We start from the raw sequence: 26644 nt of genomic DNA, 5'->3' as shown, positions 1-26644 counted from the left end.
CACCACACAAAAAGGGCCGGAACGGGTCCGGAACATGGGAGTAATGGGATGAAACTCAGATCACTGGTACTGGCGGCAGGTCTTGCCGCCGCCGGCAGCCTGGCAATGGCGGACGGCCATGCGGGCAAGGTTAAGGTCGGCATGATCACCACCTTGTCGGGCGGGGGCGCCGGCCTCGGCATTGACGTGCGCGACGGCTTTATGCTCGCCGCCAAAATGGCCGGCAACGACAATCTGGAGGTGGTCATCGAGGACGACCAGCGTAAACCGGAAATCGCGGTGCAGCTGGCCGACAAGATGATCCAGTCCGAAAAAGTGGACGTGATGACCGGCATCATATGGTCCAACCTCGCGATGGCCGTGGTGCCTGCGGCGACGGCACAGGGCAAGTTTTACCTCTCGCCCAACGCTGGTCCCTCGGCGCTGGCAGGCAAGGGCTGTCATCCGCTCTATTTCAATGTGGCCTGGCAGAACGACAACCTGCACGAGGCGGCGGGCGCCTACGCCAATGATGCAGGCTACAAAAACACCTTTATCCTGGCACCCAACTACCCCGCCGGGCAGGACGCGCTGACCGGTTACAAACGCATGTATGGCGGTGATCTGGCCGGCGAGGTCTACACCAAACTGGGCCAGACCGACTATGCCGCCGAGATCGCCCAGATCCGGGCATCCGGTGCGGATTCGGTCTTCTTCTTCCTGCCGGGCGGCATGGGGATCTCTTTCCTCAAGCAATACGCAGGTTCCGGCGTTGACCTGCCGGTGGTCGGCCCCGCGTTCAGCTTTGACCAGGGCATCCTGCAGGCCGTGGGCGAGGCAGCCCTGGGTGTGAAAAACACCAGCCAGTGGAACAAGGACATCGACAATGCGGCCAACAAGGCCTTTGTCGACGCCTTTCAGGCCGAATACGGGCGGCTGCCGTCGCTTTATGCCAGCCAGGGCTTTGACACCGCGAACCTGCTGCTGAGCGCTATGGCCAAAGCCGATGTCAGCGACGCAGACGCCTTCCGTGCAGCCCTCGCAGCAGCTGAATTCGACTCCGTGCGCGGCGATTTCGCCTTCGGGCCGAACCAGCATCCGGTGCAGGACTTCTATGTCCGCGAGGTGATCAAAGAGGGTGACGTCTTCACCAACAAAATCATCGGCGCCAGCCTGACAGACCACGGCGACGCCTACGCCGCGGACTGCAGCTACTGACCTGACCGCCGCCTGTGGGTCACCCGCGGGCGGCATTTTACCCCACGCATCGAAACACCCGCGTCCGCGGGCCAGAGAGCGCACCCCTCATGTCAACCATTCTGCTTATCGAACAGGTGCTCAACGGGCTGCAGTCCGGTGTGATGCTCTTTCTGATGGCCGCCGGGCTTACGCTCATTTTCGGCGTAATGGGGCTGATCAATCTGGCGCATGGCTCGCTCTATATGATCGGGGCCTTTGCGGCGGCGGCTGTGGCGGGGGCAACGGGGTCTTTCGTGCTCGCCCTGATTGCCAGCCTGGTGGCTGCCGCCGCGGCCGGGGCAGTGGTTGAACTGACCGTGATCCGCCGGCTCTATGACCGCGATCACCTTGATCAGGTGCTGGCCACCTTTGCACTCATCCTGATTTTCTCCGAAGGCACCCGCTGGATCTTTGGCTCATTCCCGCTCTTTCTGGACATTCCCGCTGCGCTCGCAGGGCCGGTGATGCTGCCGGGCGGCATCCAGTACCCGCTTTACCGGCTGGTGATCATCGGTGTCGGCCTTATCGTCGCTATCGGTCTTTTCCAGCTGATTGCCCGTACGCGCATCGGCATCCGCATCCGGGCGGGTGAAAGCGACCGGGAAATGATCGCAGCCCTTGGTGTCGATATCTCCGGGCTCTACACCATTGTCTTCGCCCTGGGTGCCGCACTGGCGGGGCTCGCCGGCGCGCTGGTCGGGGCCATCCAGTCGGTGCAGGTGGGCATGGGCGAGCCGGTGCTGATCCTGGCCTTTGTGGTCATCGTGATCGGCGGCATCGGGTCGATCAAAGGGGCGCTTGTGGGCGCGCTGCTGGTGGGGCTGACGGACACGCTGGGCGGCGTATTGCTGCCCGGTTTTTTCGCAACCTTCATGGAGCCGTCGGCGGCCACGGCCATCGGCTCATCGCTGGCGTCCATGTCCATCTATATCCTGATGGCGGGTGTGCTGCTTTTCCGGCCCACGGGCCTTTACGGGGGCAAATGACATGACCCGCGGCTCCCTGATCAACCTTATCCTCTTTGCCATGTTGCCGGTTACGGCGGGTGCGGCGCTGATGCTGAATGAGCCCTTTATCATCACGCTTGCGACCAAGGTGGCGATCCTGGCGCTGGCGGGCGTGGGCCTCAATATCGCGCTGGGTCTGGGCGGGCTTGTCAGCCTTGGCCATGCCGCATTTTTCGGGATCGGCGGCTATGCCATGGGCATTCTGGCCAGTCACGCGCAGAGTTTCACCCCGCTGATGGAGGCGCCTTTCCTGATCGAAGGCACCAAATCCATGCCGGTGATCTGGCTGGTGGCGGTGATCACCGGCGCGCTGGCGGCGCTGGCCATCGGTGCGCTCAGCCTGCGCACCTCGGGCGTCTATTTCATCATGATCACGCTCGCCTTCGGGCAGATGCTCTACTATTTCGCGATCAGCTGGCCCGCCTACGGTGGCGAAGACGGCCTGTCGATCTGGGTGCGCAACGGTTTTCCGGGCATGAATACGCTCGATCCCATCCAGTTTTTCATCATCGCCTTTGTGATCCTGGCGCTGGTGCTCTGGGGGCAGGGCGGCTGGCCACATCCCCCTTTGGTCTCGCGCTCAGTGCCGCGCGTCAGAATGCCGACCGGGTCGAGACCGTGGGTCTGTCGCCCTACCGGCTGCGGCTGGTGGCCTTTGTCATCTCGGGTGCTGTCACGGCGCTGGCCGGGGCGCTTTTTGCCGATCTGAACCGTTTTGTCAGCCCGACCATGCTCAGCTGGCATACCTCCGGCGAGATCATGATCTTTATTATTCTGGGTGGCGTCGGGCGGCTCTTTGGTCCGGTGGCGGGGGCGGCACTCTTTATTCTGCTGGAACATGTGCTGGGGGGCATCAGCGACTTCTGGCACGTCTACCTGGGCCTTCTGCTGCTGCTCGTCGTGCTCTTTGCGCGTGGCGGTATCATCGGCGCGCTGGCGGGCCGGGAGGTGGCGCATGACTGAACCGCTGCTGCGCATCGAGGGGCTGAACAAGTCGTTCGGCGCGCTCAAGGCCACTGACGATGTCTCGCTGACACTGGTGCCGGGCGAGATCCACGCGCTGATCGGGCCCAACGGGGCGGGCAAATCGACGCTGATCAAACAGATCGCGGGCGGGCTGGCACCTGATGCAGGCCGGATCCTCTTTGACGGGCGCGACATCACCGCGCTGCCCACGGCAGCCCGGGCGCGTGCCGGGCTGGGGCGCACGTTCCAGATTTCCGCGCTGGCGATGGAATATACCGTGCTGCAGAACGCGATGCTGGGCGCGCTGGGGCAGGCGGGCTCCGTCTGGCGGTTCTTCCGGCCGGTCATGAAAGACCAGCGCCTGCGCGCTGCCGCCGAAGAGGCACTGGCCCGTGTGGGGCTGAGCGATCTTGCTGCCCGCCGCACCGCGGAGCTCAGCCATGGCCAGCGCCGCCTGCTGGAGGTGGCGGTCGCACTGACCCTGAAACCGCGCGCCTTTCTGATGGATGAACCGATGGCCGGTCTGGGCACAGACGGATCGCAGAAACTCACCGGGTTCCTCGACCGGCTGCGCTCTGAGGCGCCGATCCTGCTCGTTGAGCACGATATGGATGCGGTATTTGCCCTCGCAGACCGCATTTCCGTGCTGGTCTACGGGCGTATCATTGCCACCGGCACCGCCGCTGAAATCCGCAGCAACGCAGAAGTGCGCGAAGCTTATCTGGGCGAGGAGGCCCCCGCATGAGCTTTCTCAGCCTCACAGGTGTTACCGCTTCCTACGGCCCCGCACAGGCGCTTTTCGGTGTCGATCTGGCACTGGCCGAAGGTGAGGTCTGCGCCCTCATGGGCCGCAACGGTATGGGCAAATCGACAACCGTCAAAGTGATCTGCCGGCTGCTGGGGCACAGCGGCGGCAGCGTCACCTTTGACGGGCGTGACATCGCCGGCCTGCCGCCGCACAGGGCCGCGCGCCTCGGGCTGGGCCTCGTGCCCGAAGGACGCCGTTGTTTTCCGAACCTCACCGTGCATGAAAATCTGATTGCCGCGGCCCGGCCGGGCGACTGGGATTTCCGGCGCGTGGCCGGGCTTTTCCCGCGCCTTGAGGAACGCCGGGACCAGATGGCGGCCTCACTCTCGGGCGGCGAACAGCAGATGCTGGCCATCGGCCGCGCCCTTATGACAAACCCGCGTCTGCTGATCCTTGATGAGGCGACAGAGGGTCTGGCGCCCGTGGTCCGCCAGGAAATCTGGAGCGCTGTGCGCCGCCTCAGATCTGAAACAGGCATGGCCATTCTGCTGGTCGACAAATCCCTCTCGGAACTGCGCCAGGTGGCGGACAGTGCCGTTATTCTTGAACGCGGCACCTCCGTCTGGGCCGGTGCCATGAGTGATGTCAGCCCCGCGCTGGCCGACCAGTATCTCGGCGTGTAACGCGCCGCTCATCTGAAAGGAGCCTCTGATGGCCCACCGGATCATTCACCCCGACGGCTGGAAAGCTGCCAAAGGCTATGCCAACGGCGTGCTCTGCGCGGATGGCACGCTCTATGTGGGCGGCCAGATCGGCTGGACCGCGGATCAGGTGTTTGAAGCGCATGACTTCATCGGCCAGATGCGCCAGGCGCTGCAGAATATCCGCGCGGTGGTCGAGGCGGCCGGCGGTGCGCCTGAACATATCACGCGCCTGACCTGGTACGTGACGGACAAGAAAGAATACCTCGCCGCCCAGGGAGAGGTTGGTGCCGCCTACCGCGATGTGATGGGGCGGCATTTCCCGGCGATGACCATGGTCGTCGTCGCAGGCCTCGTTGAGGACGATGCCCGGGTCGAGATTGAGGCCACCGCCGTTATCGCCTGAGATCAGGCGCGCCGGGGCATCACCTGCGTGGCACAGAAAACCACTGCGGCGAGGCTCACGATGGTCGGGCCGGTGGGCGTATCCATCGCAAAAGAGACCAGCAATCCGCCCAGGGCAGATGCCCCGCCGATGAGCATGGCAACCACCGCCATGGCTTCCGGTGTCCGGGTCAGCGGTCTTGCCGCCGCCGCCGGGATGATCAGCAATGCCGCGATCAGCAGGGCGCCCACCACCTTGATCGCCACCGCCACTGTCACCGCCAGCGCCAGTGTCAGCACCAGCTGTTCCCGGCGCGGATTGACGCCCGAGGCCTGTGCCAGATCCGGGCTGAGCGTGGCAGACAGCAGTGCCGACCAGCGCCATACCATAAGCGCTGTGACAACCGCCGCACCGCCCCAGATCAGTGCCAGCCCGCCTTTTGAGACGGCCAGAATATCGCCCACCAGATAGCCCATCAGATCCACGCGCAGCCCCGGTACCAGCGACACCGCCACCAGCCCCAGCGCAAGTGCCGCATGCGCAAAAACGCCCAGCAGGGAATCACTGCTGACACCGCGCCCGGCAAGGACCGTCAGCCCCAGCGCCATGGCCATGGCCATCATCAGAACGCCACCCGTTATGGGCAGTTCAAGCGACAGCGCCAGGGCCACGCCCAGGATTGCCGCATGGCTGGTGGCATCGCTGAAATAGGCCATGCGCCGCCAGATCACAAAACATCCCAGCGGGGCCGCAGCCAGCGCCACGCCCAGCCCGGCAAGGGCCGCGCGCACCATAAAATCGTCAAGCATTATTCAGCTGCCTCGCGTTTCGCAGGCCCTGCAGGCGCGTGATCATGATCGCAGTCCGGGCCATGGCTGTGGCTGTGCTCGTGCCGGTAAAGCGCCAGCGCGCCACGGGTGCCCGTGCCAAAGAGAGCGCGGTATTCCGGGGCGCTTGCCACGATCTCCGGCGTGCCCTCGCAGCAGATGTGACCGTTTACGCAGAGCACCCGGTCGGACGCGGCCATTACGACATGCAGGTCATGGCTGACCATCAGCACCGCGCAGCCCGTTTCCTGGCGGACGGTGGCGATCTGCTGATAAAACGCGGCCGATCCGGGCTGATCAAGGCCCTGCGTCGGCTCATCCAGCACCAGCAGATCAGGCGCGTCCAGCAGGGCGCGCGCCAGCAGCACCCGCTGAAACTGACCACCGGACAGATCACGCATCTGCCTCTTGCCAAGACCGGGCACGCCCGCCTCCGCCAGAACTTCCTCTGCGCGCGCCGGTGAAATCCGGCGGGGCAGGCCCAGAAACCGGGTCACCGTCAGCGGCAGAGTTGCGTCAATGGCCAGCGACTGCGGCACATAACCGATCTTCAGCTTTCTGGCCCTTGTCACCGTGCCCACAGCCGGGGCCAGCGCGCCGATACAGGCGCGGATCAGGCTGGATTTTCCAGACCCGTTCGGCCCCACGATTGTGACGATCTCACCCGGCGCGATGCTCAGGTTCACGTCGCGCAGGACCGTCTGCCCGCCATAGGCAAGGCTGAGGTCCCGTGTCTCCAGCAGCGCGCTCATGCGGCGTGATCCGGCTGGCATTCCGGGCAGAGACCCTGGGCTTCAACCACCGTGCGTTCAATCTGAAATCCGGCCTCCTGCGCGGCCTTGTCAAGGCGGCCCGCAGCCGGGGCTGTATTGGCTTCGGCCACGGAATTGCAGCCGCGGCAGATCAGAAAGGCAGGGGCGTGATCGCCGCCGCTGTGGGTGCAGGCGACATAGGCGTTCAGCGCCTCGATCTTGTGTGCCAGACCTGCACGCACCAGGAAATCAAGCGCGCGGTAGGCGACGGGTGGCTGCGAGCCCAGGCCCTCTGCCGCCAGCCGCGCCAGCAGATCATAAGCTCCGATTGCACGGTGCTCGTCCAGCAGGATTTCAAGTGTCCTGCGGCGCACCGGCGTCAGGTTCAGGCGCAGCTCTTTGCAGCGTGCTTCTGCCCGGGCAATCATGTCTGACATGCAGTCATCATGGTTGTGGCACGGGAAACCTCTGGCTGGCATGGATGCCTCCGTCAGATTTGCGATTGATATGTTATAACATCCCTGTTACGGGACCTCTGCGTTATTCACAAGGGGGTACTATGATGCGTTTTTCTGTCCTGACAGCCGGTGGGCTTATGATTGCCGGTGCTGCATTTGCCGAAGCGCCGCGCGTAGTGACAGACATTGCCCCCGTACACAGTCTGGTGGCGCAGGTGATGGCAGGTGCGGGGTCGCCTGATCTGCTGGTGCCGCCCGGTGCCTCGCCCCATGCCTATGCCATGCGCCCCTCTGAGGCACGCGCGCTGTCGCGGGCCGATGTTGTGTTCTGGATCGGCCCGGAGCTGACCCCCTGGCTCGAAGGTCCCGTTGAAACACTGGCCGGCGATGCCCGGCATGTGTCTTTGACCGAAGCGCCCGGCATGGTGCTGCTGGAGTTCCGCGAGGGCGAGAATTTTGAAGCCCACGATCACGCCCACGACGATCACGGCGCCGACAAACATGATGACCACGGCCATGACGATCATGACGGGGATCACGCGGCCGAAAAACACGACGATCATGACCACGACGCGCATGATGATCATGCGCACGATGAACATGATGACCATGACAAGCATCATGATGAGGCCGAAGGTCACGATCACGACGAACATGATCATGACAAAGAGCACAAAGAAGCCGGTCACGACGACCACGATGATCACGGCGATGACCACGCCGGGCACGAGGGTCACGCCCATCACGGCAGCACCGACCCGCATCTGTGGCTCGACCCTGCAAACGCGCAAGCCTGGCTGACACATATCAGCGCCATTCTGTCCGAACAGGATCCTGAGAATGCAGATCTCTATGCTGAAAATGCACGCAAGGCCGCTGTGGAACTGACGGCTCAGCAGGCCGCGATTTCAGAGCAACTGACCCCCTTTGCGGATAAACCCTTCGTCGTCACGCATGACGCCTATCACTATTTCGAGGCGCGCTTTGGAGTAACAGCAGTTGGCGCGATCACGCTCGCCGATGATGGCCCGGCCAGCGCCGGTCATCTGGCCGAAGTGCGTGAGACAGTGGAGCGCACCGGAGCCACCTGTGCGCTGAATGATCCCGCATCGGGCGAGGGGCTGATCGATGCGCTCACCACGGACGGCGCGCTGCGTATCGCCACGGCCAGCCCGACCGGCGCCGGTTTCGAGCCGGGTCCTGCCTTTTACCCGGACATGCTGCAGAACATTGCGGACGCGCTGACAGACTGCCTCGGCAGCAGCTGATATGCCCGCAGGCCGGGCTGGCCCTGCGTCAGCCCGGCGGCACCCTGTCATCATCCTGCGCCAGCACGCTCAGCATCTGAAGATCGGTAGGCGCCGGTGCGGCACCCGCCCGTGTCAGCAGGGCATGAACCTGTCCGCGGTGATGGGTCTGGTGGTTCACCATATGGGCAAAATTGAAACCGAAACTGGTCTCGACCGCCTCCGCGCCCCTGAACCAGGGCACCGGTCTGGTCAGATCCTCAAGGGTCAGACCGTCAGCCAGTGCAACGATCTCATCATCCAGCGCCGCGCGGTCCCGCACATAGACCGCCCAGTCACGGGGCGTGTCGGTATAGGGATGCTCCTTGCCGATCCGGGCGGCAGTCTCCGCGTCCTCGTTCAGACGCGCCAGCCAGACCCGGTCGTCCCACAGAATATGGTTGAGAGACCCGGCAATGGACCCGAAAAACGCCCCACCGTCCCGCCAGCGCTCTGCATCTGACAGACCATCCGCGGCCCCGACCAGCGACCGGTTCTGCCAGCGGTTATACCGCGCCATGGTCCGCGCGTAATGCAGTGTGATCATGCTGTGCCTCCGGATGCCGGTCCTGGCAGCAAACTTATACCGCTGGAATGCTTATCAGCCGAGCGGACGACGCTGCCGTGCTGATTTTTCAGCCAAATGACCACTTCTTGTTTCTTAGGTGAACCAACGATACCGTTTTCGAACAAGAAGGGGGAGATCAATGTCATTTACACAAAGTGATTTAGATGCGCTTGCGCAGAGTTACACCGATGCATGGAACTCGAAAGTTCCAGAAAACGTCGCTTCATTCCACAGACAAAGCAGCAGCATAGTAATCAATCAAGGCGAACCATCGGTCGGCCATTCAGGGCTTACCGAGATGGCGGCTGGCTTCCACGCAGACGTTCCGGATCTGCAGCTAACCTGTAACGGTATTCGCGGTGCTGGAAACCACGTGATCTATCTTTGGACGTTCACAGGACATCACGCCGACACCGGCAATGCCTTGAATGTGAAGGGTTGGGAAGAGTGGGAACTCGACGAGGACATGAAAGTCACATCCTCGTTGGGTTGGTTTGATGGAGAAGACTACGAGCGGCAAGTGGTTGGCAAAAACAGCTAATTGAGCCCGACTTTAAAGAACCGATCTAAAACAGACGTTTGTTCAATGCGCAGCATCGGTCAAAGTGGGCTCTCAGCAGACCTCCACGCCACCGCACACAAAAAACCCCGTCTCATCTCTGAGGCGGGGCTCGTTTGCGAATTAGGGACAAAGGTCAGACTGCGATTTTACCGCCGCCCTGTTTGGTGACCACAACCACTGACGGTCGTGGCGGCATGGCCGGGTCGAAATCCGGCCAGCGTGTCGCAGGGTCTTCAAAGGTCGAGTTGCGCTCGAAGCCTTTGAAATCTTTGGTGCCATCCGTGCCCGGGTGCTGTACGGCCAGGAACAGCGTCTCGCCGCTGTCGTGGAAGTACGGACCGCAGAGCTCGCCGCCGACGGGACAGCGGAAAAAGAGCCTGGACGTTCCGCGCAACTCGCCGCTTGTCTCCAGCGCATAAAGCCCGTCGGATTTGCCCGTCTTGCCCCAGCCGCTGCCCTGATCGGTCGAGATCCAGAGCCGGCCATCGGCGTCGATCGCGGCATTGTCGGGCGAGCCGAACCAGCCGTTTTCCGATGTTTCCGGGTTCCACTGGGCGCCAACCTCGGCAATCGTCGGATCACCGCATTTCACCAGGATCGACCAGGTGCCTGTGGTCGCTGCGTGATCGCCACCGGCCTCTTTGATCTCGATGATATGCCCGAATGAGCTTTCCGCCCGCGGGTTTGCCGCGTTGACCTGGTCCGGTTTACGCCGGGTGTTGTTGGTCAGCATCAGATAGGCGGTGCCATCCGGCCCGGGCTGCGCGTCTTCGGGGCGGTCCATCGGGGTCGCGCCCAGCAGGTCAGCCGCAATCCGGGTGTCGATCAGCACATCAGCCTGGCTTTCAAAGCCGTTCTCAGCGGTCAGCGGGCCCTCACCATGCACCAGCGGCATCCATTCCACGGTGCCGTCCGCATCAAAGCGTGCCACATAGAGCGTCCCGTCCGACAGCAGCGAACTGCCAAAGCCCGCATCGTCCGTGACAGTCCCGTTCGAGACATACTTGTACTGGTAGTCAAAACGGTTGTCGTCGCCCGAATAGACCACCAGCTTGCCGCTGGACGAGATGGTCGTTTCCGCACCCTCGTGGCGGAACCGCCCCAGGGCTGTGTGTTTGATCGGCTTCGCATCCGGGTTGCGCGGGTCCACCTCGACGATCCAGCCCCAGCGGTTGGGCTCATTGGGCTCTTTGTCGATGTTCCAGCGGTCATGATACTGGCCCCAGGCATACCAGCGGCCCGGCACGCCATAGCGTTTCATGTTGGCCGCTTCAGGTTGCGCCGAAATGTCGGGCTTGCCATCGGCGTCGACTTTATCGCTCCAGAAATAGCCGTGGAAGTTCTCCTCCGCCATCAGGTAGGTGCCCCAGGGCGTCATACCGCCCGCGCAGTTGTTCACTGTGCCGATCACGGTCAGGCCGTCGGGGTCTGCGTTGGTTTTCATCCGCGCGTGGCCGGCGGCGGGGCCACCAATGGTCATCTCGGTGTTCAGCGGCGTAATGCGGCGGTTGTACCGGCTGTCGCGCACCAGCGCCCATTTGCCGTCATCGCCCTGGGCGATCTCGACCACGGTGCCGCCATGTGCTGCCATTTCGATGTCCACCAGCTCTTTGGTCATGCCTTTAAAGCCATCGCGGTCCTGGCGGCCCAGCCCCGGGAACATAACCTCTTCGTTGGTGTATTCGTGGTTCACACAGAGCAGACCACGCGTGCCGTCGTCGTTCAGCGCGGTGAAGCCAACGTAATCGTTGTTGTACCCGAACTGCTGCAGCTGCGCTTCAACTGTTTGATTCATCACATCAAATTCAGGCGCATCTGCTGTGATCGGATCGCCCCAGCGCAGCAGCACATCTGCGTTGTAGCCTTCGGCGATATGGTGCGTTTCATCGTTGCCCCAGGTCAGTTCCTCAAAATTGTAGCGCCCTGCGGCAGCGGCAGACGCCTGTTTCGGCGCGATCATCGCTGAGGTGCCAAAAAGGGCCGTGGTGGCGCTGACGCCCAGAATGCCCTTCATCACATCGCGGCGGCCATAGCGCGTGTTGATCACATCTCCGATCGTGCGGCTCAGGTTCGGGTTTGTGGGGATGTCGTCAAAGGCCTCAAAGGCTTCTGCCTTATTGCCGTGTTCGGGATCATTGATAATGCTGTTGCGGTCCATTTCTGGCTCCCTTGCTGGAAATCTTCTGGCGTCGCACAGCCGGCGAATCCCGGACTGTGCAGGTCCTGGTTTTCAATGCCCGTTTCTGATGACGGCTCTGTGACACCCGACCCGCGTACAACCCTGGCGGGTGGTTTTCGCTATTGCAAGACTTTTACGAGAGGGCAGCGATCAGGCCCGGGATCTGCTTGCGGAACGGAAAGAAGCCCCGGGTGGCATGGGGCCAGGCCCGCTGATCCCAGGTCCGCGTCATCTGCACAAGGCGCGGCATACCCGGGCGCGCGGCAGCGGCAGCAAGGCAGTCTGCTACGGCTCCGGCAGGTGCTGTCGGGGTGACGATCTGCTCCAGATCATGTGCCATGGCCCAGGCTTCCAGTGCGTCGGGGCCCTCCAGGCGTTCAGGGGTGTCTCCGATCTGGCCGGCCCAGCGGTTGGCCGTGTCCTGCAGGGCACGGGCCCGGAACGCAGGGACATGCGGGGCTGGGTGCAGCGGCGTGAAACCGGTCTGCGGGGCCAGTACTGCCGCGGTCGAAATATCCGTGCTCTGCAGCACGAACTCCGGGCTCAGATCGTCCTCATGCAGCAGGAACCCTGTGCGCAGACCCGGGCGCGGGGCGGCGGGCGGGGGCAGCATGCCCGCCGCCGGCGGGGCAGGGGTCTCGATGGCCCGTGCCTCGCCTGCCAGCTGCCACTTCGGATGAAAGCGCCCGTCGGTGAACTTCGAAATATTGGACGTCCGCGCCAGATAGGTCTTCCCCGGCGTCTGAATGCCCGCAACCCAGCGCCAGCTCAGCGTATTGGAGGCCGGGTCCCCGTCCAGCAGATGGCGCAGAAAAAAATCCGCGCCGAGCTCCCAGGGCAGCTCCAGCGTGAAAATCCAGATCGAGGCGAACCACATCCGCGCGTGATTGTGCAGATACCCCGTCTCCGCCAGCTCCCGCGCCCAGGCGTTGAAACACTCAATATCCGTTGCACCGCTGCAGGCCGCCTCCCAGCGGTCGCGCAGCCCGCTCTGGGTCTGCACATCATCCAGTGACCTTCGCAGATCGGCCTGATACCGGTCCCAGACAGCCGGCCGCAGTTGCAGCCAGCCCTTCCAGTAGGTGCGCCAGAAAACCTCCTGAATGAACTTTTCCGCAGCCGTCGGACTGTGCCGCCCCAGCACCGTGCGGACCACTTCCTCTTCGGTAATCAGCCTGCAGCGCAGCCAGGGTGACAGGGCCGACACGGCGTCATGCGCGCCCGGGCCAAAGTCGTAATTGCGCCGCGCGGCATAGTCACGCCCGGCCTTCGGGGCAAAGGCGGTAAGGCGCTCCAGCGCGGTTGTCCGGTCGGGCGGGAAAAGGGTCAGTGCATCCATGCGGCGCTACATGGGGCCCGCGCCGCGGGTTTCAACGCAGAGTGGCAGGATTTGCGCCCGCCCCCTTGCAGCCCCCCGGTGGCGATACTAATGTTTCATCAACGGTCCGTGAGGTATGGTCTTCGCGGACAACAGCAGACAGGCATCCCTCATGAAAGATCCGATTGAAACCTATATGAATCTCGTTCCCATGGTCGTGGAACAGACCAGCCGGGGCGAGCGCGCCTACGACATCTTTTCGCGCCTGCTCAAGGAGCGGATCATCTTCGTCAACGGCCCGATCCACAGCGGGATGAGCCACCTGGTGGTCGCGCAGCTGCTGCACCTTGAGGCCGAGAACCCGACCAAGGAAATCAGCGTTTACGTGAACTCACCGGGCGGCGAGGTGACGGCGGGCCTCTCGATCTATGACACCATGCAGTACATCAAACCCAAGGTTTCGACCCTGATCTGCGGCATGGCCGCTTCGATGGGCTCGGTCATCGCCATCGGGGGCGAAAAGGGCATGCGTTTCGCACTCCCCAATGCCGAAGTGATGATCCACCAGCCCTCCGGCGGGTCGCAGGGTAAGGCCGAAGACATCCTGATCTCCGCCCGTCACATCGAACGGACGCGGGAACGGATGTACCAGCTTTACGTGAAACACTCCGGCCAGACCCTCAAAGCCGTGCAGAAGGCGCTCGACCGTGACCTCTGGATGACACCCGAGGAAGCCAAGGACTGGGGTCATATTGACGAGATCGTTGAAAACCGCGGCAAGGACGAGGATGACAGCTGAACGATGCGCCCGGGTGCACAGTGAGTTTACCATTTAGCGATTGTGGACCTGTCAGCGCTGGCTTAAGCTGGCATAAAGGAGCCGGTGCACCCTGCATTACGGGGCGCCGGACACCACCAAGGACCTGAAAGGGTTGACATGGCTACGAATTCGAGTGGCGACAGCAAAAACACGCTTTACTGCAGTTTCTGCGGGAAAAGTCAGCACGAGGTGCGCAAGCTGATCGCCGGACCAACGGTGTTTATCTGCGACGAATGCGTCGAACTCTGCATGGACATCATCCGTGAAGAGACAAAAGCCTCCGGGCTCAAGGCCACCGATGGTGTGCCGACGCCCAAAGACATCTGCGAGGTTCTGGACGATTACGTGATCGGTCAGGCGATGGCCAAACGCGTACTCTCGGTCGCGGTGCACAACCACTACAAACGTCTCAACCACGCCCAGAAGGGCGGCGATATTGAGCTGGCGAAATCCAACATCCTGCTGATCGGCCCCACCGGCTGCGGCAAGACGCTGCTGGCCCAGACGCTGGCGCGGATCCTCGATGTGCCCTTCACGATGGCCGATGCGACCACGCTGACCGAAGCGGGCTATGTGGGTGAGGATGTCGAGAACATCATCCTCAAGCTGCTCCAAGCCTCCGAATACAACGTCGAGCGGGCACAGCGCGGCATCGTCTATATTGACGAGGTCGACAAGATCACCCGCAAGTCCGAGAACCCCTCGATCACCCGCGACGTCTCGGGCGAGGGTGTGCAGCAGGCGCTGCTGAAACTGATGGAAGGCACCGTGGCGTCGGTCCCGCCCCAAGGCGGCCGCAAGCATCCGCAGCAGGAATTCCTGCAGGTGGACACCACGAACATCCTCTTTATCTGTGGCGGTGCCTTTGCCGGTCTCGATAAGATCATCGCGGCGCGCGGCAAAGGCTCGGCCATGGGCTTCGGCGCGGATGTGCGCGACAATGACGAGCGCGGCGTGGGCGAGATTTTCACCGACCTCGAACCCGAGGATCTGCTGAAATTCGGCCTGATCCCCGAATTCGTTGGCCGTCTGCCGGTGCTGGCAACGCTCGAGGATCTGGACGAGGACGCGCTGGTAACCATCCTGACCCAGCCCAAGAACGCTCTGGTGAAACAATACCAGCGTCTCTTTGAGCTGGAGGATACACAATTGACCTTCACCGACGATGCGCTGCTGGCCATTGCCAAACGGGCCATCGAACGCAAGACCGGTGCGCGCGGGCTGCGCTCCATTCTTGAGGACATCCTGCTGGATACGATGTTCGACCTGCCGGGGCTTGAGTCGGTGACCGAGGTTGTGGTGAACGAAGAAGCCGTGAATTCTGATGCGGCACCTCTGATGATCCACGCCGATACCGAAAAGGAACCGGCCAGCGCCGGCTGACCGGATCACCCCTGAAAATTTCCGCGAAAGGCAGGCACAGAGCCTGCCTTTTGTGATTCAGAACCGCGCCGCAAAGCGTTAACAGGGCGTAGCGGCAGCGCGCGCGGCGCACCGACGTAATACCGACGTGAAACCGACGTCTTACCGACGCGGCACCGACACCAGAAAGAAGGGCTCGACTATGACCATCACACGCATCCATTCCGGCGGAGAATTCGAGCCGAAAATCGGCTATTGCCGCGCGGTCGTCGCGGGCGGCTGGGTTCATGTGGCAGGCACCGTCGGGCACGGCACCACAGCGGTGGAACAATGCCGGTCAGCACTGGAAATCATCGGTAAGGCACTGGCCGAAGCGGGCTGCAGTTTCGCGGACGTGGTGCGGGTCACATATATGCTGCCCGACCGCGAAGAGTTCCCGCCCTGCTGGCCGATGCTGCGCGAGGCGTTTGGCGACAACCCACCGGCGACCACCATGATCGAATGCGGTCTTATCACCCCCGAAGACCGCATTGAGATTGAGGTGACGGCCCTTTTGCCCGGCGCGGGGTGACGCGGGCAGAAAGCCGCGGGCCGGGGGCTCTATCGTGCTGGACCTTTGCGGCCTGATCCGCCATATGTGAAACAACAGTGCGACCGGAGATCTGACCCATGGGCATTCTGAACACATTGCTGCGCGCCGTGACCTGGTGGAACGGCCAGACGCTGAACACTCAGCTCTGGACATCGCGCCACGGCGTAAAGGTGGGCGAGGACAGCCAGGGGAATGTTTTCTATGAAAACAAGGACAAATCTCGCCGCTGGGTGATCTATAACGGCGAGGCCGAGCCCAGCCGTGTGGACCCGGACTGGCACGGATGGCTGCATCACACCTGGGAAGAGCCGCCCACCGATACGCCGCTGAAACACAAATCCTGGGAAAAGCCGCATCAGGAAAACCTGACCGGCACCGCACTCGCCTATGCGCCCACCGGGTCGATCCGCCGTGGCGATCCCGCACCGCGCAGCGACTATGAGGCCTGGACGCCGGAGTAAGCGCTGATGTCTGAGAATAACACCGAAGTTCTGACGGGAGCGGCCGTTCTTGCAGCGGCCGTTGCCTTTGTTGTCTATGCCGGGCAGGTGTCCGGGTTTTCCGGCGGCGCGCCGACCTATCCGCTCGAGGCCAGTTTTCGCAGCCTTGAAGGGGTCAGTGTCGGTACAGACGTGCGCCTTGCGGGTGTGCGGGTGGGCTCGGTCACCGATGTCGTTCTGAACCCGGAAACCTACCGTGCGGACACCACTGTGTCTGTTCAGCGCGGTGTCGAGATACCCGATGACAGCGCGATCATCATTTCTTCTGAGGGGCTGCTGGGCGGCAATTTTGTTGAGATCGTTCCCGGCGGATCACCGTTCTTTTACGAAGAGGGTGACACCATCGAAGACACGCAGGGTGCGGTCAGCCTGATCAGCCTTCTGCTGAAGTTTGTGAGCGGCCAGACCGAATGATACGTGCGGCCGTTCTGGCGCTGGCGCTTGCCGGTGGCCCTGCAGCGGCGCAGCAGGCGGCAACTGACGCTCCGGGCGTGGTGCTGCGCGGCCTTGATAAGATCAACGGGCTCGTCTTCGATATCGAACTGCCGGTCGGTCAGACCGCAAGTTTTGGTGATCTGCGGATTTCTCTTTCGTCATGTCGCTATCCGGTTGGTAATCCATCGGGCGATGCCTTTGCCGCGCTGGAAATCCGCGATGAACTGCGTGGCGAAGAGGTGTTTTCAGGCTGGATGATTGCGTCGACACCCGCACTGTCTTCCATGGATCACGCGCGCTACGATATCTGGGTCATGCGCTGCACGACCTCCTGAGGGCTGCGCAGCGGCGCCGCGCCGAAGTCGGCGTCCTCTTCAATCGCTGAAAACAGCAGTGACCGGTATTGTGCGCGGGTGATTTCCACAGCGCCCAGCGAGGCGAGGTGCGCGGTCAGAAACTGTGTGTCAAAGAGCTGGAAGCCCGCGTCGCGCAACCTGTCCACCAGGCAGGCGAGCGCCATTTTGGAGGCATTGGTGCGCCGAGAAAACATGCTTTCCCCAAAGAATGCAGCCCCCAGCGTGACACCGTAAACACCGCCCACAAGTGCGCCATCTTCGCGGATCTCCAGCGAATGCGCCTGTCCACGCGACCGGAGCGCCAGATACAGGTCGCGGATGGTCTCGTTGATCCAGGTATCCGGACGGTCCGCGCAGGCATCCACGACGCCCGCAAAATCCTGATCGACGCTGACAGTAAACGCGGTGCCGCGCATCGCGCGGCGCAATGAGCGCGACGCGTGAAACCCGTCAAGAGGCAGGACCCCGCGCCGCCGTGGATCGACCCAGAACACTTCGTCGTCGTGACGGTGCTCGGCCATCGGAAAAATGCCCGAGGCATAGCCCTGCATCAGGACATCCGGTGTCAGCTGCATCGCAGCCCCGTATCAGCCGTCGCCGAGATTGGTTTCCAGCCAGTGCTCAAGCCAGTGGATGTTATACCCGCCTGACAGCACGGCCTCCTCCTCGAGCAGCGCGTGAAAGAGCGGCACCGTGGTGTCGACCCCATCCACAATCAGCTCACCCAGCGCACGTTTCAGACGCGCCAGCGCCTCCGGCCGGTCGCGCCCGTGCACGATCAGTTTGCCGATCAGGCTGTCGTAATAGGGCGGGATCGAATAGCCGTCATAAAGCGCTGAATCCATCCGCACCCCCAAACCTCCGGGGGCATGGTACTGTGTGATCCGGCCCGGACAGGGCGAGAAGTTCGGCAGCTTTTCTGCGTTGATCCGCACCTCGATCGCATGGCCGTTGATGTCGAGATCGTCCTGGATGAACGACATATCCATACCAGCGGCGACGCGGATCTGTTCGCGCACCAGATCGACGCCGAAAATGGCCTCTGTCACCGGATGCTCCACCTGCAGCCGTGTGTTCATTTCAATGAAATAGAACTCTCCGTTCTCATACAGGAACTCGATGGTGCCGGCACCGATATAGTTGATACGGGCTACAGCATCCGCACAGGTCTTACCAATTGCCGCGCGTTCTTCGGGCGAAATTGCGGGGCCGGGGGCTTCTTCGAAAACCTTCTGGTGACGGCGCTGCAGCGAGCAGTCGCGTTCGCCCAGATGCACCGCGCGGCCTTTGCCATCGCCAAACACCTGAATTTCGATGTGCCGGGGCGTGGTCAGATACTTTTCGATGTAGACTTCGTCGTTGCCGAAGTTCGCCTTGCCTTCAGCACGGGCCGTCAGAAAGGCTTTTTCCATCTCAGCTGCATTCTGCGCCACTTTCATACCGCGTCCGCCGCCGCCGGCTGTCGCCTTGATGATGACCGGGTACCCGATTTCCTCGCCGATGCGCTTTGCGTCGTCGAGTGTCGCGACGCCACCGTCCGATCCGGGCACGCAGGGCACACCCAGCTTTTTCATGGTGTCCTTGGCGGTGATCTTGTCGCCCATGATGCGGATATGTTCGGCGGTGGGGCCGATAAAGGTCAGGTCGTGATCCTCAACCACCTGCACAAACTGCGCGTTCTCCGACAGAAAGCCGTAGCCCGGGTGGATCGCCTCGGCGCCCGTGATCTCGCAGGCGGAGATGATCGCAGGGATCGACAGATAGCTCTGGGTCCCGGCGGGCGGGCCGATACAGACAGATTCGTCGGCCATGCGCACATGCATGGCGTCGCTGTCAGCGGTGGAATGCACGGCGACGGTGGCCACACCCATTTCGCGAGCAGCACGCACAACGCGCAGCGCAATCTCGCCACGGTTGGCAATCAGAATTTTGTTGAACATGGGCGCGTCCTCCTATTCGAGGATGACAAGTGGTGTGCCGAATTCAACAGCCGCGCCATCCTCGACCACGATACGTTTGATCGTACCGGACCGGGGGGCGGGGATGTGGTTCATGGTTTTCATCGCCTCGACGATCAGCAGGGTATCGCCCTCGGCGACCTTTGCACCAACGCTGACGAAAGGTGCTGCTCCCGGCTCGGCCTGCATATAGACGGTGCCCACCATCGGTGAGGTAACCGCGCCCGGAAGATCCGCAGGATCGTCGGTGTCTGTTGCGGGTGCCGGTGCTGCCGGCGCGGCTGGTGCTGCAGCCGGGGCGGCAGGGGCTGGTGCCGCTGCAACGGTCTGGACGGCGACCTGCTGGTTGTGCCGGCTGACCCGGACGTTGAGGCTGTCATCGGCGCCATAGTCGCGTTTGACCTGCAGTTCCGTCAGATCATTTTCCCGCAGCAATTCCGCCAGGGCCTGAATAAAGGCCACATCAGCGTCATGGTTCTTTTTTGTCATGTAAGTCCTCAACCATTCGACGGGCCTTGTCTGTCCAGGCCCCTGTTCTGCCAGCCTGTTATAGGCCAAGGGTTACGTCATGGAAACCCGCCTCTTGCACCGCCCGGTCCCGGGCGTATCCTGCGCCCCGGGGGAGGGCAGACTATGAACCTGGCAATCTGGCTTGCAGAAACGGCCCGGCTGGATCCGGAGCGTCCTGCACTGTTCCTGGGACGGGACTGTGTTGCAACCTATGGGGCGTTTTACGCGCGGTCACTTGCGGTTGCGGGCTGGCTGCGGGCGCAGGGCGTGAACCCCGGCGACCGGGTCGCAATATTCATGCCAAATGCGCCGGAATACCTGGTGGCCTTCTATGGCGCCTGGTGCGCCGGGGCCGCAGTGGTGCCGATCAACGCCCGGCTGCATGGCAGAGAGGCGGCTTTTATCATTGCGGATGCCGGGGCAGACGTTGTTTTTGCTTCAGCAGAGCTTACGGAAACGCTTGAGGCCGCCGGGGCGACCGCCCGCGTCATAACTGTGCCGGGTGATGTCTGGCAGGAGGCGCTCACGCATACGCCGCTCACGGCAGTGACCGACCGTGCCCCCGGTGATCTGGCCTGGCTGTTTTACACCTCCGGAACCACTGGCCGGCCCAAGGGGGTCATGATCACCTTCCGTATGCTTCTGTCGATGAGCCTGTGTTACCCGCTCGACGCGGATCCGGTGCTGCCCGACGATGCGACGCTTTATGCGGCACCGATGAGTCATGGTGCCGGCATCTACAACATCATGCATGTGCGCGTGGGCGCTCGCCATGTCTGCCCGGTGTCCGCAGGCTTTGATCCGGCGGAAATCTTTGATCTCTGCGCGTTTTTTGGCAGCGTCCAGATGTTTGCCGCGCCCACAATGGTGCAGCGTATGACCAGGGTGGCCCGCGAAACCGGGGCATCCGGCGCCGGATTGCGGACCGTGGTTTACGCCGGTGGGCCAATGTACAACGCGGACATCATTGATGCGGTCGACACCTTCGGCCCGGTATTTGTTCAGATATACGGCCAGGGTGAATGCCCCATGGGGATCACCGCCTTGTCCCGGCACGATGTATCTGACCGTCAGCACCCCGACTGGGAGACCCGGCTGCAATCCGTTGGCCGCGCGCAATCGGGCGTTGAGGTGATGATCGGTGGTCCGGATGGCGGCAGGGTCGGGCCAGGCGTTCCGGGTGAAATCATGGTGCGGGGCGATACCGTGATGCCCGGCTACTGGAATAATCCGAAGGCAACCGCAGGGGCGTTTCAGGATGGATGGCTGTTGACCGGCGACATCGGGTTCATGGATGCCGCAGGCTATGTGACGATGCAGGATCGGTCCAAAGATATGATCATCACCGGCGGTTCAAACGTGTATCCCCGCGAGGTCGAAGAAGTTTTGCAGGGTCATCCCGACGTCGAGGAAGTGTCCGTGGTCGGGCGCCCACATGCGGAGTGGGGCGAAGAGATCGTGGCATTCGTAGTTGGTTCTGTAACACGCGCGGCGCTTGATCAGCGCTGTCTGGAGCGCATTGCACGCTACAAACGGCCAAAAGAATACGTGTCTGTCGAAGCGCTGCCCAAGAACAATTACGGCAAGGTTCTGAAAACGGACCTGAGAGCGATTCTGGCAGATGCTGAAACGCAGGTGCAGAGCGAAGACTGAAAACAGGATTTTTGTGTTGTTCCGGCACTGTAAACGACATGGTTTTGTCGCTGACAGGCCTGCCTTTCGGATTTTTTGTATACATTTTGTATACAAATGGAGGGCTGAATGTCGCGAAATCAGAAAGAGCTGTGCCTGGAGGATCTGAAGCTGAGAATCCTTCGGATGGATCTGGAACCAGGTGCCCTGCTGGATGAGGCGTCGCTTGCATCGCACTATGGTCTGTCGCGCACGCCGCTGCGGGAAATTCTGCAGCGTCTCGCAGGTACGGGCTTCATTTCGACGCGCGAAAACCGGGGAGCAAAAGTGTCATCAATGGATGTCACGACAATGCGGATATTTTTCCAGACCGCCCCGATGGTCTATGCCAACATCAGCCGTCTTGCTGCGGAAAACAGGACGCCACGGCAGATCGCCGATTTGCAAAGTAGCCAGAATGATTTTGCAAAGAGTACGCAAGCCGGCGATGCGCCGCAGGCCGCGCTGGCCAATCATCGCTTTCACGCAGTTATCGGGGAAATGGCCCATAACCCTTATCTGGTTGCCGCGCTCAACAGGTTGCTGATTGATCATACCCGTCTCAGCCAGACTTTCTACCGGCCGTCCGGGCCCGCAGAAGAAGATCTGGTCGTTCGGGCCTCGGAACAGCACGAAGCTTTGATCAGCGCGATTGAGGCTGGCGAAGGAGCGCTGGCCATCGATCTGACGCTGCAGCACTGGGACCTTTCGCGTGGCCGGATCGAACGTTTTGTCCGGCCCGATCCGCTGCCGGTGGATGTAATCTCAATGAAGGAGCGCCGTGGTGCAGTTTGAGGGAATATATACGCCGGTCGTGACACCGTACTTTGATGATTATTCTATAAATAACAAAGAACTAAAAGCGATAATTAATTTATTAGTTGAGGCCGGGGTGCATGGCCTGATCGTCGCGGGAACAACCGGAGAATACTATGCGCAGTCCATGCAGGAACGCATAGAGCTGATCGGTACCTTCCGGGAAATGATCGGCGGGCGCGTGCCGCTGATCGTGGGCACCGGCGCCATGCGGACCGAAGACAGCGTCGTTTACGCGACCGCGGCCAAGGAACAGGGTGCCGATGCGGTGCTGGTCGCCACGCCGCCTTATGCGTATCCGAATGACCGCGAGATTGCACTGCACTGCCTGGCGGTTGACCGGGCCGCGAACCTGCCGGTGATGCTCTACAATTACCCCGGCCGGATGAGCGTGAACATGGGTCCAGAATGTCTGGACCGCCTTGGCCGCAGCCCGAATTTCTGCGCGATCAAGGAGAGTTCCGGCGATCCCGACCGGCTGCATATGCTGGCGCGCGACTATCCGCATATCGGGCTGAGCTGTGGAATGGATGATCAGGCGCTGGAGTTTTTTGCCTGGGGCGCGCGCAGCTGGGTGTGCGCGGGATCCAATTTCGCACCGGAAGCTCACATCGCGCTCTACCGCGCCTGCGCGGTTGAGGGTGACTTTACCAAAGGGCGGGCGATCATGTCGGCGATGATGCCGCTGATGCGCGTTCTGGAGCAGGGCGGCACATTCATTCAATGCATCAAACATGGTCTCAGCCTGCGGGGCATCGACGCAGGACCACCACGTAAACCGCTGCAACCGCTGAATAAAGACGAAAAGCGCGCGCTCGAGGAAGTGATCCGTACAATGAACACCGCGATTGCGGCCATAGAAGGAGGACAGGCATGACCGATCTGCTCACCCGTGCTGAATATTCTGCAATTGCGGCAGACATTGATTTGCCCTCTGCGCCTTACATTGACGGAAAGTTCCGCCCTGGTTCTGGTCCTGTGATGTCCACTGTCAATCCGGCGACCGGCGACGTGCTGACTGAGATTGTAACTGCGGACGAAGCGGATGTTGATCTTGCTGTGCAGAAGGCCCGTGAAGCTTTTGACCAGGGTCACTGGTCCCGCATGCATCCTGCAAATCGCAAAGATATTCTGATCAGACTTTGCAAACTTATCACGCGCCGTCGCCGCGAACTGGCCGTTATGGAGAGCATCGAATCCGGCAAGCCCATACGGGACTGCGAGCTGATCGACGTCCCCGAAGCCATCGCCTGCATCAAGTGGCATGCTGAGGCAGCGGACAAATTGTATGACCAGGCCGGACCATCGGGCGATGATGCGATTTCGTTGATCGTTCGGGAGCCGATCGGCGTTGTTGCAGCGATACTGCCCTGGAATTTCCCGCTGATGATGCTGGCATGGAAAATCGGACCTGCGCTTGCCGCTGGTTGTTCGGTCATCGTGAAACCCGCGGAGCAGACCAGCCTGACGGCGCTGCGCGTGGCAGAGCTGGCTCATATGGCTGGCGTCCCCCGCGGCGTGTTTCAGGTTCTGCCGGGCGATGGTCCATGCGTTGGGGAACCGATGGGACGGCATATGGATGTTGATATGGTCAGCTTTACCGGGTCAACAGACACGGGACGGCGCTTCCTGCGGTATGCTGCGGACAGCAACATGAAGAAGGTTGTCCTCGAATGCGGCGGCAAGAACCCGGCAGTGGTTCTGTCGGATGCAGAAAACCTCGATCATGTGGCGGAACATGTGGTCAATGGCGCCTTCTGGAATGCCGGGCAGAACTGTTCCGCGACGTCCAGACTGATTGTGCACCGTGACGTGCACGCGCCACTGATGGAGCGTATCGGAGCGCGTCTGCGTGACTGGAAAACTGGCGATCCGCTGGATCCGGCAAATCATATCGGTGCGCTGGTCGATGCGGAACACTGTGCCAAAGTGCGCAGCTATCTGAAAGAAAAAGGGAAAGGCCCATATGTGGCGCCGGTCGTTCTGGAGGTTAAGCCGGACGACAAGGCCATGCGCGAAGAGATTTTCGGGCCCGTGCTGTCTGTCACAACCGTTGCGACGAACGAAAAGGCCATCGCGCTGGCAAACGACACGGAATACGGGCTGACGGCCAGCGTTTTCACCGCCAGCACCCGCCGTGCGCTGCGGGCCGCGCGGGATATCCGCGCCGGTACGGTGACCGTCAACTGCTATGGCGAAGGGGATATCACGACCCCGTTCGGCGGCTTCAAACAATCCGGGTTCGGCGGGCGCGACAACGGTCTGCACGCGCATGATCAGTACACCGAAGTGAAAACGATCTGGGTCGATCTGACCGATCCTGCGGATGGAGATAACATCGGATGAAGCGCATCGGGTTCATCGGCACCGGCCATATCGCGGCCCCCATGGCGCGTTTTCTGGCGTATAAGGGGCACAGGGTGACCGTTTCGGTGCGCAACGCGGAAACGGCAGCGGCGCTCGTGGCATCTCATGGTGTCAGCGTTGCGGACAATCAGGATGTTGTGGATGCGAGCGATGTGGTCTTTCTGTGCTTGCGCCCCACAGTGGCGGTCAGCGCAATCACCCCGCTGGCGTTCCGGGCTGACCAGCAGATCGTCTCGGTGATGGCCGGGGTCACCCGCGATACGCTGCGCGAGCATTGCGCGCCGGCATCGGACATTTCTGTGACGATCCCGCTGGGGTTTCTGGAACAGGGCGGCTGCCCGCTGCCTGGTTTCCCCGACGGGCGTTTGTTGCGCGAATTGTTCGAGCCTGAGAACCCTGTGCATGATGTGGCAACGGAAACGGCGCTCAACATGCACTTTGCCGTTTGCGCCATGGTGCCGGGCATTCTGGATCTGTTGGCATCGGGCGCAGAATGGCTGGGTGATCAAACGGCAGACCGGCAGGCAGCGGAGGTTTACACGACCCAGCTGATGTCCGGGTATCTGGCCACGATGGCGCGGGGGCAGGGGCAGCTTGCGGCCGAACGCGACGCGCTCGCAACCGAAGGCACCCTCAGCCTGCAGATGACGACAGCGCTGCGCGAGGGGCGTGCGCATGAGGCCCTGACCGTGGCAATGGATGCGATCGGAGCGCGTCTGGGAGGCAAATTATGAGTGTTGATGCTGTTGGCACTGTCCGCAGGGGGCGCGGCGCGCGCCGCAAACAGCGCGAAACCCGCGATGTCGCTATGCTGCCCGCGCTGAAGCGTCGTCTGCCGCTCACGGAGCCGATGACCGCAGAGCAGATCGCGCGGATCGATGCCGCGTCGATGGATATCCTGGAAAACACAGGCGTGGTCTTTCGCGATGACACAGCGCTCGAAGACTGGCGCCGGGCGGGTGCTGATGTGCGGGGAGAGCGCGTTCATCTCGACCGGGGTCTGGTGCGGGAGCTGATCGCGACCATACCAGAAACATTTACTTATCACGCACGCGATCCGCGTAAATCTCTGCCGTTTGGCGCGGACCATGCGATGTTTGTGCCGATGACAGGCGCGCCCTATCTGCGCGATCTCGAAGACGTGCGGCGCAATCCGACGCTGGAGGATCTGGCGAATTTTCACAGGCTCAGCCACATGCTGCCGGCGATGCATTCATCGGCCCATCACATTGTCGAGCCCTATGATCATCCGATCAGCCAGCGGCATCTGCGCATCACCTATTCGTCCATGAAATATTCGGACAAGACGTTCATGGGCATGACCACCAGCCCGAAAAACGCAGAAGACGTCATGGACATGTGTGCGATCCTTTTCGGGGCGGAATTTCTGGAAACACATCCGGTGGTGACGGGAAACTGCAACGGAAATTCGCCGCTGGTCTGGGACGAGACGATGCTGGGGGCCATGCGCGCTTTTTGCCGGCGCAACCAGCCGGTGCTGTGCTCGCCCTTTGTGCTCGGGGGCGCAAATACGCCAGCCTCTGTTGCACCGACGGTGGCGCAGCTCAATGCGGAAGCGCTGAGCGCACTGGCCTATACCCAGGTGATCCGGCAGGGCTGTCCGGCGATCTACGGGCATTATCTGTCTACCGTGTCGATGAAATCCGGGGCCCCTATGGCCGGGACGCCGGAAATCAGTCTGATGAACCTGATGATCGGGCAGATGGCGCGGTTTTATGGTGTGCCGTGGCGTTCATCGACAACGCTGGGCGGGGCCAAGACTTTTGATGCACAGGCGGGCTACGAGAGCGCGTCGACGCTGATGGCGCTCCAGATGGCCGGGGCAAATTACATGTGGCATGCCGCCGGATGGAACGAGGCGGGTATGCATTGCTCAATGGCCAAGTTCGTCGTGGACGCCGAACAATGCGCGATGGCCTACCGGATGGCCGAAGGCATCCGATGGGATGACTTTGACGAGGGGCTGGCCGCGGTCGCGGATATTGGCCCGGGCGGACATTATCTGGGACATCCGCACACGCTTGAGAACTTTCAGCGCGCGTTTTTTATGCCGGAACTCTTCGACAATAATTCGATCGAGCAATGGCAGGCCGAAGGTGCGGTAGAGGTCAACGAGCGCAGCCTGCAGCGGTGCCGTGACATGCTGAACGAATACGAGGAACCAAAGCTCGACGCGGCAGTGGATGAGGCCCTGCGCGACTATATTGCGCGGCGCGAACGGGAAATCCCGGCCGCAGATGCCCTGAACCAGGACTACTGAC

The 26644-nt window shown here is 61.8% G+C and carries 28 protein-coding genes and 1 pseudogene; 20 read left to right on the top strand and 9 right to left on the bottom strand.

Going from position 1 to position 26644, the window contains the following annotated elements; translation table 11 throughout:
- Window positions 1–48 precede the first annotated feature (48 nt).
- The 6 genes and pseudogenes from ACZ1HA_RS10290 to ACZ1HA_RS10265 all read left to right on the top strand — a co-directional run bounded on the left by ACZ1HA_RS10290 (window position 49) and on the right by ACZ1HA_RS10265 (window position 5046).
- Window positions 49–1197 (top strand): ABC transporter substrate-binding protein, encoded by a 1149-nt coding sequence (locus ACZ1HA_RS10290; protein ID WP_472713787.1) that lies wholly within the window; start codon window positions 49–51, stop codon window positions 1195–1197.
- Window positions 1198–1286: 89 nt separating this feature from the next.
- On the top strand, window positions 1287–2204 hold the full coding sequence (locus tag ACZ1HA_RS10285) for a branched-chain amino acid ABC transporter permease (RefSeq protein WP_472713786.1): 918 nt from the start codon (window positions 1287–1289) through the stop codon (window positions 2202–2204).
- A 40-nt stretch (window positions 2205–2244) separates the two neighbouring features.
- Window positions 2245–3188 (top strand): annotated as a pseudogene (locus tag ACZ1HA_RS10280) (branched-chain amino acid ABC transporter permease).
- A complete protein-coding gene (locus tag ACZ1HA_RS10275) occupies window positions 3181–3936 on the top strand; it encodes an ABC transporter ATP-binding protein (protein ID WP_472713785.1) in 756 nt (251 codons plus the stop codon). Before ACZ1HA_RS10280 ends, ACZ1HA_RS10275 begins: the two are co-directional and overlap by 8 nt.
- Window positions 3933–4622 (top strand): ABC transporter ATP-binding protein, encoded by a 690-nt coding sequence (locus ACZ1HA_RS10270; RefSeq protein WP_472713784.1) that lies wholly within the window; start codon window positions 3933–3935, stop codon window positions 4620–4622. Before ACZ1HA_RS10275 ends, ACZ1HA_RS10270 begins: the two co-directional genes overlap by 4 nt.
- 28 nt (window positions 4623–4650) lie before the next feature.
- Complete coding sequence (locus ACZ1HA_RS10265; protein ID WP_472713783.1) at window positions 4651–5046, top strand: RidA family protein; 396 nt, start codon at window positions 4651–4653, stop codon at window positions 5044–5046.
- A 2-nt stretch (window positions 5047–5048) separates the two neighbouring features.
- Here the strand turns inward: ACZ1HA_RS10265 and ACZ1HA_RS10260 are convergent, their stop codons facing one another.
- From ACZ1HA_RS10260 to ACZ1HA_RS10250, 3 genes are read right to left on the bottom strand one after another with little or no spacing between them, the layout of a single operon-like run.
- On the bottom strand, window positions 5049–5834 hold the full coding sequence (locus tag ACZ1HA_RS10260) for a metal ABC transporter permease (RefSeq protein ID WP_472713782.1): 786 nt from the start codon (window positions 5832–5834) through the stop codon (window positions 5049–5051).
- Window positions 5834–6604, bottom strand: coding sequence for an ATP-binding cassette domain-containing protein (locus tag ACZ1HA_RS10255; protein WP_472713781.1), 771 nt, complete (start codon window positions 6602–6604; stop codon window positions 5834–5836). The genes ACZ1HA_RS10260 and ACZ1HA_RS10255 overlap by 1 nt, the downstream gene beginning before the upstream one ends.
- Entirely contained in the window at window positions 6601–7083 is a 483-nt protein-coding gene (locus ACZ1HA_RS10250; RefSeq protein ID WP_472713780.1) for a Fur family transcriptional regulator, read from the bottom strand. Before ACZ1HA_RS10250 ends, ACZ1HA_RS10255 begins: the two co-directional genes overlap by 4 nt.
- Window positions 7084–7163: 80 nt before the next feature.
- Here ACZ1HA_RS10250 and ACZ1HA_RS10245 point away from each other — a divergent pair, with 80 nt between their 5' ends.
- Window positions 7164–8330, top strand: coding sequence for a zinc ABC transporter substrate-binding protein (locus tag ACZ1HA_RS10245; protein ID WP_472713779.1), 1167 nt, complete (start codon window positions 7164–7166; stop codon window positions 8328–8330).
- A 28-nt stretch (window positions 8331–8358) separates the two neighbouring features.
- On the opposite strand, the gene ACZ1HA_RS10240 is transcribed toward ACZ1HA_RS10245, so the two are convergent.
- A complete protein-coding gene (locus ACZ1HA_RS10240; protein ID WP_472713778.1) occupies window positions 8359–8895 on the bottom strand; it encodes a DinB family protein in 537 nt (178 codons plus the stop codon).
- 160 nt (window positions 8896–9055) lie between these two features.
- Here ACZ1HA_RS10240 and ACZ1HA_RS10235 point away from each other — a divergent pair, with 160 nt between their 5' ends.
- Entirely contained in the window at window positions 9056–9457 is a 402-nt protein-coding gene (locus ACZ1HA_RS10235) for an ester cyclase (protein ID WP_375230621.1), read from the top strand.
- A gap of 154 nt (window positions 9458–9611) precedes the next feature.
- Here ACZ1HA_RS10235 and ACZ1HA_RS10230 read toward each other — a convergent pair whose 3' ends face one another.
- Window positions 9612–11636 (bottom strand): PhoX family protein, encoded by a 2025-nt coding sequence (locus ACZ1HA_RS10230; protein WP_472713777.1) that lies wholly within the window; start codon window positions 11634–11636, stop codon window positions 9612–9614.
- Window positions 11637–11790: 154 nt separating this feature from the next.
- Window positions 11791–12996 carry an FAD-binding domain-containing protein gene (locus tag ACZ1HA_RS10225; protein ID WP_472713776.1) on the bottom strand — a complete coding sequence of 402 codons (1206 nt, stop codon included), beginning with the start codon at window positions 12994–12996 and terminating at the stop codon, window positions 11791–11793.
- Window positions 12997–13147: 151 nt separating this feature from the next.
- Here ACZ1HA_RS10225 and ACZ1HA_RS10220 point away from each other — a divergent pair, with 151 nt between their 5' ends.
- The 6 genes from ACZ1HA_RS10220 (at window position 13148) to ACZ1HA_RS10195 (ending at window position 17019) form a co-directional block, all read left to right on the top strand.
- Window positions 13148–13774: an ATP-dependent Clp protease proteolytic subunit gene (locus ACZ1HA_RS10220; RefSeq protein ID WP_375230625.1), complete on the top strand. Its 627-nt coding sequence runs from the start codon at window positions 13148–13150 to the stop codon at window positions 13772–13774.
- A gap of 138 nt (window positions 13775–13912) precedes the next feature.
- Window positions 13913–15178, top strand: a complete 1266-nt coding sequence (gene clpX, locus ACZ1HA_RS10215) for an ATP-dependent Clp protease ATP-binding subunit ClpX (protein ID WP_472713775.1) — start codon at window positions 13913–13915, stop codon at window positions 15176–15178.
- Between the two features lie 181 nt (window positions 15179–15359).
- Window positions 15360–15728 carry a RidA family protein gene (locus ACZ1HA_RS10210; protein WP_472713774.1) on the top strand — a complete coding sequence of 123 codons (369 nt, stop codon included), beginning with the start codon at window positions 15360–15362 and terminating at the stop codon, window positions 15726–15728.
- A gap of 98 nt (window positions 15729–15826) precedes the next feature.
- Window positions 15827–16210, top strand: a complete 384-nt coding sequence (locus ACZ1HA_RS10205) for an NADH:ubiquinone oxidoreductase subunit NDUFA12 (protein ID WP_375230628.1) — start codon at window positions 15827–15829, stop codon at window positions 16208–16210.
- A gap of 6 nt (window positions 16211–16216) precedes the next feature.
- Entirely contained in the window at window positions 16217–16663 is a 447-nt protein-coding gene (mlaD, locus tag ACZ1HA_RS10200) for an outer membrane lipid asymmetry maintenance protein MlaD (protein ID WP_472713773.1), read from the top strand.
- Window positions 16660–17019, top strand: a complete 360-nt coding sequence (locus ACZ1HA_RS10195; protein ID WP_375230630.1) for a DUF2155 domain-containing protein — start codon at window positions 16660–16662, stop codon at window positions 17017–17019. The genes mlaD and ACZ1HA_RS10195 overlap by 4 nt, the downstream gene beginning before the upstream one ends.
- Here ACZ1HA_RS10195 and aat read toward each other — a convergent pair.
- From aat to accB, 3 genes are read right to left on the bottom strand one after another with little or no spacing between them, the layout of a single operon-like run.
- Window positions 16983–17615, bottom strand: coding sequence for a leucyl/phenylalanyl-tRNA--protein transferase (aat, locus tag ACZ1HA_RS10190; protein WP_472713772.1), 633 nt, complete (start codon window positions 17613–17615; stop codon window positions 16983–16985). The genes ACZ1HA_RS10195 and aat overlap by 37 nt on opposite strands.
- Before the next feature lie 12 nt (window positions 17616–17627).
- Window positions 17628–18980: an acetyl-CoA carboxylase biotin carboxylase subunit gene (accC, locus tag ACZ1HA_RS10185; RefSeq protein ID WP_472713771.1), complete on the bottom strand. Its 1353-nt coding sequence runs from the start codon at window positions 18978–18980 to the stop codon at window positions 17628–17630.
- A 12-nt stretch (window positions 18981–18992) separates the two neighbouring features.
- Complete coding sequence (gene accB / locus ACZ1HA_RS10180; protein WP_375230632.1) at window positions 18993–19487, bottom strand: acetyl-CoA carboxylase biotin carboxyl carrier protein; 495 nt, start codon at window positions 19485–19487, stop codon at window positions 18993–18995.
- Between the two features lie 144 nt (window positions 19488–19631).
- Between accB and ACZ1HA_RS10175 the strand changes: the two genes are divergently transcribed.
- The 6 genes from ACZ1HA_RS10175 to ACZ1HA_RS10150 all read left to right on the top strand — a co-directional run bounded on the left by ACZ1HA_RS10175 (window position 19632) and on the right by ACZ1HA_RS10150 (window position 26643).
- Window positions 19632–21161 (top strand): class I adenylate-forming enzyme family protein, encoded by a 1530-nt coding sequence (locus ACZ1HA_RS10175; RefSeq protein WP_472713770.1) that lies wholly within the window; start codon window positions 19632–19634, stop codon window positions 21159–21161.
- A 108-nt stretch (window positions 21162–21269) separates the two neighbouring features.
- The gene (locus ACZ1HA_RS10170) at window positions 21270–21974 is read left to right on the top strand and encodes a GntR family transcriptional regulator (protein ID WP_472713769.1); all 705 of its coding nucleotides are present in this window, start codon (window positions 21270–21272) and stop codon (window positions 21972–21974) included.
- A complete protein-coding gene (locus ACZ1HA_RS10165; RefSeq protein ID WP_375230634.1) occupies window positions 21964–22872 on the top strand; it encodes a dihydrodipicolinate synthase family protein in 909 nt (302 codons plus the stop codon). Before ACZ1HA_RS10170 ends, ACZ1HA_RS10165 begins: the two co-directional genes overlap by 11 nt.
- The gene (locus ACZ1HA_RS10160) at window positions 22869–24341 is read left to right on the top strand and encodes an aldehyde dehydrogenase (protein WP_472713768.1); all 1473 of its coding nucleotides are present in this window, start codon (window positions 22869–22871) and stop codon (window positions 24339–24341) included. The genes ACZ1HA_RS10165 and ACZ1HA_RS10160 overlap by 4 nt, the downstream gene beginning before the upstream one ends.
- On the top strand, window positions 24338–25096 hold the full coding sequence (locus tag ACZ1HA_RS10155; RefSeq protein ID WP_472713767.1) for an NAD(P)-binding domain-containing protein: 759 nt from the start codon (window positions 24338–24340) through the stop codon (window positions 25094–25096). The genes ACZ1HA_RS10160 and ACZ1HA_RS10155 overlap by 4 nt, the downstream gene beginning before the upstream one ends.
- A complete protein-coding gene (locus ACZ1HA_RS10150; protein WP_472713766.1) occupies window positions 25093–26643 on the top strand; it encodes a trimethylamine methyltransferase family protein in 1551 nt (516 codons plus the stop codon). Before ACZ1HA_RS10155 ends, ACZ1HA_RS10150 begins: the two co-directional genes overlap by 4 nt.
- Window position 26644: the final 1 nt, after the last annotated feature.

This window comes from Roseobacter sp. S87, from assembly GCF_055693285.1.
Note: the sequence above shows the minus strand (reverse complement) of the source record. Positions and strands in the feature narration are given on the sequence as shown.

Bases quoted from the DNA above. Each gene is read 5' to 3' on its own strand.
- ACZ1HA_RS10275 (WP_472713785.1), top strand. From the start codon at position 3,181: ATGACTGAACCGCTGCTGCGCATCGAGGGGCTGAACAAGTCGTTCGGC.
- accB (WP_375230632.1), bottom strand. From the start codon at position 19,487: ATGACAAAAAAGAACCATGACGCTGATGTGGCCTTTATTCAGGCCCTG.
- ACZ1HA_RS10255 (WP_472713781.1), bottom strand. From the start codon at position 6,604: ATGAGCGCGCTGCTGGAGACACGGGACCTCAGCCTTGCCTATGGCGGG.
- aat (WP_472713772.1), bottom strand. From the start codon at position 17,615: ATGCAGCTGACACCGGATGTCCTGATGCAGGGCTATGCCTCGGGCATT.
- ACZ1HA_RS10195 (WP_375230630.1), top strand. From the start codon at position 16,660: ATGATACGTGCGGCCGTTCTGGCGCTGGCGCTTGCCGGTGGCCCTGCA.
- ACZ1HA_RS10285 (WP_472713786.1), top strand. From the start codon at position 1,287: ATGTCAACCATTCTGCTTATCGAACAGGTGCTCAACGGGCTGCAGTCC.
- ACZ1HA_RS10205 (WP_375230628.1), top strand. From the start codon at position 15,827: ATGGGCATTCTGAACACATTGCTGCGCGCCGTGACCTGGTGGAACGGC.
- ACZ1HA_RS10170 (WP_472713769.1), top strand. From the start codon at position 21,270: ATGTCGCGAAATCAGAAAGAGCTGTGCCTGGAGGATCTGAAGCTGAGA.
- ACZ1HA_RS10160 (WP_472713768.1), top strand. From the start codon at position 22,869: ATGACCGATCTGCTCACCCGTGCTGAATATTCTGCAATTGCGGCAGAC.
- ACZ1HA_RS10270 (WP_472713784.1), top strand. From the start codon at position 3,933: ATGAGCTTTCTCAGCCTCACAGGTGTTACCGCTTCCTACGGCCCCGCA.
- clpX (WP_472713775.1), top strand. From the start codon at position 13,913: ATGGCTACGAATTCGAGTGGCGACAGCAAAAACACGCTTTACTGCAGT.
- ACZ1HA_RS10260 (WP_472713782.1), bottom strand. From the start codon at position 5,834: ATGCTTGACGATTTTATGGTGCGCGCGGCCCTTGCCGGGCTGGGCGTG.
- ACZ1HA_RS10245 (WP_472713779.1), top strand. From the start codon at position 7,164: ATGATGCGTTTTTCTGTCCTGACAGCCGGTGGGCTTATGATTGCCGGT.
- ACZ1HA_RS10175 (WP_472713770.1), top strand. From the start codon at position 19,632: ATGAACCTGGCAATCTGGCTTGCAGAAACGGCCCGGCTGGATCCGGAG.
- ACZ1HA_RS10230 (WP_472713777.1), bottom strand. From the start codon at position 11,636: ATGGACCGCAACAGCATTATCAATGATCCCGAACACGGCAATAAGGCA.
- accC (WP_472713771.1), bottom strand. From the start codon at position 18,980: ATGTTCAACAAAATTCTGATTGCCAACCGTGGCGAGATTGCGCTGCGC.
- ACZ1HA_RS10155 (WP_472713767.1), top strand. From the start codon at position 24,338: ATGAAGCGCATCGGGTTCATCGGCACCGGCCATATCGCGGCCCCCATG.
- ACZ1HA_RS10235 (WP_375230621.1), top strand. From the start codon at position 9,056: ATGTCATTTACACAAAGTGATTTAGATGCGCTTGCGCAGAGTTACACC.
- ACZ1HA_RS10210 (WP_472713774.1), top strand. From the start codon at position 15,360: ATGACCATCACACGCATCCATTCCGGCGGAGAATTCGAGCCGAAAATC.
- mlaD (WP_472713773.1), top strand. From the start codon at position 16,217: ATGTCTGAGAATAACACCGAAGTTCTGACGGGAGCGGCCGTTCTTGCA.
- ACZ1HA_RS10265 (WP_472713783.1), top strand. From the start codon at position 4,651: ATGGCCCACCGGATCATTCACCCCGACGGCTGGAAAGCTGCCAAAGGC.
- ACZ1HA_RS10220 (WP_375230625.1), top strand. From the start codon at position 13,148: ATGAAAGATCCGATTGAAACCTATATGAATCTCGTTCCCATGGTCGTG.
- ACZ1HA_RS10150 (WP_472713766.1), top strand. From the start codon at position 25,093: ATGAGTGTTGATGCTGTTGGCACTGTCCGCAGGGGGCGCGGCGCGCGC.
- ACZ1HA_RS10240 (WP_472713778.1), bottom strand. From the start codon at position 8,895: ATGATCACACTGCATTACGCGCGGACCATGGCGCGGTATAACCGCTGG.
- ACZ1HA_RS10250 (WP_472713780.1), bottom strand. From the start codon at position 7,083: ATGCCAGCCAGAGGTTTCCCGTGCCACAACCATGATGACTGCATGTCA.
- ACZ1HA_RS10225 (WP_472713776.1), bottom strand. From the start codon at position 12,996: ATGGATGCACTGACCCTTTTCCCGCCCGACCGGACAACCGCGCTGGAG.
- ACZ1HA_RS10290 (WP_472713787.1), top strand. From the start codon at position 49: ATGAAACTCAGATCACTGGTACTGGCGGCAGGTCTTGCCGCCGCCGGC.